At 67.0% G+C, this 5,197-nt stretch carries 4 protein-coding genes; 3 read left to right on the plus strand and 1 reads right to left on the minus strand.

From position 1 onward, the window contains the following. Window positions 1–755: 755 nt before the first annotated feature. The 3 genes from QZY48_RS01960 to QZY48_RS01970 all read left to right on the plus strand — a co-directional run bounded on the left by QZY48_RS01960 (window position 756) and on the right by QZY48_RS01970 (window position 3,616). The gene (locus QZY48_RS01960; protein ID WP_295426995.1) at window positions 756–1,241 is read left to right on the plus strand and encodes a type II toxin-antitoxin system VapC family toxin; all 486 of its coding nucleotides are present in this window, start codon (window positions 756–758) and stop codon (window positions 1,239–1,241) included. 305 nt (window positions 1,242–1,546) lie between these two features. Beyond that, the gene (locus QZY48_RS01965) at window positions 1,547–2,371 is read left to right on the plus strand and encodes a M15 family metallopeptidase (RefSeq protein ID WP_295426997.1); all 825 of its coding nucleotides are present in this window, start codon (window positions 1,547–1,549) and stop codon (window positions 2,369–2,371) included. 429 nt (window positions 2,372–2,800) lie between these two features. Continuing rightward, on the plus strand, window positions 2,801–3,616 hold the full coding sequence (locus tag QZY48_RS01970) for an RMD1 family protein (protein WP_295426999.1): 816 nt from the start codon (window positions 2,801–2,803) through the stop codon (window positions 3,614–3,616). 8 nt (window positions 3,617–3,624) lie between these two features. Here the strand turns inward: QZY48_RS01970 and QZY48_RS01975 are convergent. Further along, a partial coding sequence (locus QZY48_RS01975) for a DNA polymerase Y family protein (protein WP_295427001.1) occupies window positions 3,625–5,197 on the minus strand: 1,573 nt, incomplete at its 5' end.

Genomic DNA, 5,197 nt, shown 5'->3' on the forward strand with positions numbered 1-5,197 from the left:
AGGATTTTCCGAAATTCAAGAACGCAATATTAAGCTGCTTGAGCGAGGCAAATACTCAATGCAAGAGCGAGATGGAAACCCTGTTTTCTTTAAAATTCCAGCGCATTAGAAAATCCCAGATTATTACTATTTAGAGTATAAAGCTACCCTCAATTGAGAAAACTATGCCTGGGATTCCCCTTTGGCTTTATGCGGATCCGTCATTTCGGCTTCCTGGCAAACCGCTGACAGGCGCGCTGCCTGGCGCTGATCCGCACGGCGCTTGCAGCCCCGGTACCCGATCCGCCGCTGAACCGGAGCCCACCGCGCCATTCGACGGCTATCCCTGTCCCAAATGCCGCACCGGGCGCTTGCATGTGGCCGCCGTGTCGGCTCCCCTGCGGCGTAATCAGGGGGTAACGAACATGACCGCCCCCTACTACGCAACAGCGCTCAACCGCCGTCCGGGACAGGCCGCCCGCAGCCGGCCCTCGCGCTCCCCAACATCTGGAAAATGGTCTACACTTCACCCCCAACACCCCGCTGAACCCGCCCCGCGGATGCCCGCTTGGTGCCGCCCGGCTGGTGAAACGCGGCCCGACACCGATCGGCGACCTCGGCGCACGGATACAATCCCCTCCAGCGAAAGAGAGCTGGGGCCGCGCCGGGCGTCGTGCCAGGAGCGGGTTCGTTCAAGATTCAAATCGCGGCAATACCTCATGGGGTTTCGTTCCTGCGCCCAAAGTGATTAGATAATAAGCGTAATAGTTCAGCCTATGCCTGCATCGGTTTACATTGAGTCATCCATCATCAGCTACCTTACGTCTCGACCAAGCCGAGACGTTGTCAGGGCTGGGCGTCAGGCTATCACTTCCGATTGGTGGATCAAGTCCAGGAGCCAATACGAGGTCTTTATTTCAGCATTGGTTGAAGAAGAAATTTCGGGCGGCGATCCAATGGCAGCAGCCAAGCGCCTTGAAGCTGTTGCCGAGATTCCGAGCATTATTGTCACTTCCGAAGCGCAGTCACTTGCGGACGCACTTATGGCAGCAAGAGCTGTTCCAGACAACAGCATACGGGACGCCCTGCATATTGCGATCGCCGCCACGCAAGGGATCGAATACCTTCTCACTTGGAACTTTAGGCACATCAACAACGCCGAGACAAAGGCACTGATTGCCCGGGTCGTCGAAGCCGATGGCTGGGTATGTCCTGTTCTCTGCTCGCCCGAGGAACTCGGAGGTAACGCTGATGAAGAATGACGCTATTGTCGATGAGGTCCGGAACCATGGCCTGGCATTGGCCGCGCGATACGGCAATAATACCGGGGCAATCTGCAAAGCCCTTAAGGAAAGAGAGCGGTCATCGCTACGCAAGGTTGTTGATCGGGCGCCACGTCGGTTGGCAATAAAATCTCAGTAACCGGCTTAGCGCAAGCTCCAGGGACAATATACCAGATTCAGCGTAAATCCGCCCTCAGAGTTCCGGGGACAGTATCCTTAATTCAGCGTAAAGCCGCCCGCGATTGAGCAAGCTGTCCCCGGAATTCCCAATACAAGGTGCCACGATGATCGCAATCAGCTACCGCAACAGGTACGAACAACAACGGATGCCGCGCCAGGCCTCGACTGTGATCACCGTCGCCTGTCTCGCCGGCCTGCTGTCGCTGCCGTCGGCGGCCGTCCGGGCGGCAGGGCTCCCGGACGGCTTTGTCTACCTGCGGGAGGTCGCGCCCGCCATCGCGCAGGACATGCGCTACTACGGCAGTCACAATTTCATCGGCCGCCCGATCGACGGCTATCAGGCCCCGGAGTGTATCCTCACCCGGGAGGCCGCCGCGGCAGTGAAGGCGGTGCACGAGGACCTTGCCGCCGCCGGTCTGCGGGTCAAGGTCTTCGACTGCTACCGCCCCACGCGGGCGGTGGCGCAGTTCGTGCGCTGGAGCCGGGAGGTCGAGGACCAGCGAATGAAGGCGGAGTTTTACCCGCACATCGCCAAGACGGACTTCTTCCGGCTGGGCTATGTCGCGGAGCGCTCCGGCCACTCCCGCGGCAGTACGGTGGACCTGGCCCTGGAACCCGCCGCTGCGCCGCCGTCCCGGGTAGGCGCGCGGGCTGATGGGCCGGCGGTCGCCTGCACGGCGCCCTTCGCAGAGCGCTTCCCGGACAGCCCGCTGGACTTCGGCACCGGCTTCGACTGTATGGACCCACTCTCCCACCCGGACAGCCCCGCCGTACCCAGCGACGCCCAGCGCAACCGCGCCCTGCTCGCCCAGGCGATGGAGCGGCACGGCTTCCGCGGCCTGCCGGAGGAATGGTGGCACTTCACCCTCAAGGCCGAGCCCTTCCCGGACACCTGGTTTGATTTTCCGGTCACGGCCCCGGGTCAATGAAGGCTGCCTCCTACTCTAGCGCCGAGACGATCTGCTGGAATTGCGCCTGCGCCTTCGGCGCCATCGTCCGGCTAACGGCCATGGCCGCAAGACCAGCCACCCCAGACCATGAAAGGCGTGCGTGAGAGCGGCTTGCAGCCGCGCTGCGAGGCCGCGGTAACCTGCAACGTTGCGGCAGCTTACGAGGCCTGGTCGCGGCTGAAGCCGCTCCCACAGCGTCGCTGCGCGACCTTCACGGTAAAACCTGCGCCTGCATTATGGCGCCGAGACCCTCTCGGCTGATCGGTCCAGTGGACGCAGCTTAAGCAGATACCTACCCCAGGTGGCCGCATCGCCGGCCAGCTCAGCGGGCCCCGCGGGCGCTTTGCCGCGGCGGTCCGACGGTGGCACACTGCGCAGACCAGCCACGGAGAAACCAGAATGCCATCAATGAGCGCCGTCATCGCCATCGCGCCGGAGGCGCCGACCCTCAAAGCCCATGCCTTGCTGTTGGGCCGCCGTCTGGACCTGCGCAGTCTCACCCATGTGGAGCCGCTGGCCCTGAATCCGCTGGTGGTGCGGGTCAGCGGCGGCGGGCGGGCGGTGCTGATGCGCTACGGCGCGGCGGTGCTGTTCGACGTGGCCCCCGGCGCGGAGGCGTCATTCCTGCAACTGCTGGCACCCTGCGTGCGCGAACCCCTGGCGACCCCCGAGACCGAGACGCTCGAGATCGTCATCGACAGCACCCGCGGCGACCTGATGGAACGCGACCGACTGGTACTCTGCGACTCCGACGCGGCGCGCCTGCAGGTGGTGGCGGACGTGCTGGGCAAGAGCGTGTTGCTGGCGGACCAGGAGGCGCAGGTGGCACGCGCCTTCGAGCGCATCGAACCCTTGGCCGAGGAACTGCATCGGCACGGCCGCGGGGCGCGGCGCGCCCGTCACCTGATCCGTCATATCGGTGAGACCCTGCTGATCCAGCACCGCCTGGTGGGGCGCGCCGAGGTCGGTGACAAGCCGGAGGTGATCTGGGAGCGGCCGGACCTGGAACGCCTGTTCCTGGGCCTGGAGGCCGAATTCGAGGTCCGTGAACGCCAGGTCGCCCTGGAGCGCAAGCTGACGCTGATCAACGACACCGCCGCGACCCTGCTCGACCTGCTCCAGACCAAGCGCTCGTCGCGGGTGGAGTGGTACATCACGATCCTGATCCTGTTCGAGATCGTACTCACGCTCTATCAGTTGTTTGTGCGCGGGCCGGGCGGCTGAGGCCCGGCTCAGCCGAAGCGCCCATGCAGAAACCAGTCGCGGCGGCCCTTGAGGTCCCGATAGACCCACAGCCGTTCGCCGCGCGGGCTGGTGGCGACGAAGTAGTCCCGCGCCACGGCGTGCTCATCCCACCAGCCGGTGTCGATGCGCTCACGCTCCTGCCCCAGGTCCAGGGCGCCGTCCAGCCAGGGGCGGCCGTTATGCACCGCCAGGGGTTGAGGCTGCGGCAGGAGCCACAGGGGGCGGTCCGGGCGCGGGTGGCCGCGACCGGAGGCGCCGGGCTCGACCCAACACCAGGCGTGCTCGGGGCGGTGGTCGGCCGCCAGGGCGAGGCCGCGCACCGCGTCCGGACCCAGGCGGGCGCGCAGCCGGTCCAGCAGCGCGGTGTCCGGGGCGCGGCCGGGGGGCAACAGACGCGCAAAGAGGTCGCCGGGGGTGGGGCTCAAGGGCTGGACCTGGGCCGCATCGAGGCCGATCCCGCACACCGCGGCCGGCAGTTCCAGGCGCTCCAGGTGTCCGCGCAAGAGTTCCAGCCAGCGCTCCGGATCGGCCAGGGGTCGGGCGGCGCCCAGGCACAACCGGGTGTCGGGGTGCCGCGCATGGCCGAAGCGCCAGTCGAGCCGCGCCACCCCGGCCTGGCGTCCGAGCAGGAAGCCGCCCAACTCCGCGAGCAGGCGCCGACAGGGGAAGACCAGGGCCGGCGCCAGTTCCACCGCCGCGGGCAGTTCGAGGTAGCCGCGGTACGCGGCCGGCGGCACGAAGGGCGGGCGGGGGTCCGGGGTCTCGCCCAGCAGGCGCTCCAGCCAGTCCACCCGCCGTGGCCCCAGGCGCTCGCGTAACCCCTGGCGGGGCAGGCGCAGCAGGTCGCCAACCCGGCGCAGGCCCATGGCGGCGAGGTCCGCCAACTCTCGCGGTTGCAGGCCCAGGGCGCCCAGGGGCAGGCCGGCGAGGGCGGCGCCCAGGGCCGCACGGTCGGCGATGATCGGGGGCCCGCCCGCCCCGCCCCCGGCCTGGATCGCCACGACCAGGGCGCCCAGGGGCGTGGGCGCCAGGGCGAGGCGGCCCTCATAGCCGAGCCCGGCCAGCCCCTCCCCCACCTGATCCAGCAGGGACTGGGCCCCGCCGAAGAGGCGCAGGCTGGCGGCCACGTCCAGCAGCACTGAGCGGGGCGGTACCAGGCTGACCACGGGGGTAAAGCGGATAGACCAGGCGGCCAGGCGCGCCAAGGCCTCGCGCTCCGCCCCCGGGCGCAGCACCCGCACCACGAGCCCCGCGCAGCGGGCGCGGGCGGCACCGACCGTCAGCCCCGGGTGAATGCCCGCGGCGGCGGCGGCCGGGTTGCAGCGCAGGATGCGCTCGCCCTGGCGGTTGGTGCTGATGGCGAGCGGCACCCCCGCGGCACAGGCCCGCCCCAGGACCTCAAGGGGTAGCTGGGGGAGATAGAGCGCGAGCCAGCGCATCGGCGACCCCGGGAAGAATGATTGATTAGAGAATGCTGTTAGCGTCGTTGTCGTTGTCGTAATCGAGGTTATCGTAGCGGCACGGATTCTCTCGCACCCCGAAATGCATCGCTTATTCGAT

It is taken from the genome of uncultured Thiodictyon sp., from assembly GCF_903828115.1.
GTDB lineage: Bacteria > Pseudomonadota > Gammaproteobacteria > Chromatiales > Chromatiaceae > Thiodictyon.

What these genes read in the sequence shown, in the direction of transcription:
- QZY48_RS01965 (WP_295426997.1), top strand. Translation starts at nt 1,547, where the DNA reads ATGATCGCAATCAGCTACCGCAACAGGTACGAACAACAACGGATGCCG.
- QZY48_RS01960 (WP_295426995.1), top strand. Translation starts at nt 756, where the DNA reads ATGCCTGCATCGGTTTACATTGAGTCATCCATCATCAGCTACCTTACG.
- QZY48_RS01970 (WP_295426999.1), top strand. Translation starts at nt 2,801, where the DNA reads ATGAGCGCCGTCATCGCCATCGCGCCGGAGGCGCCGACCCTCAAAGCC.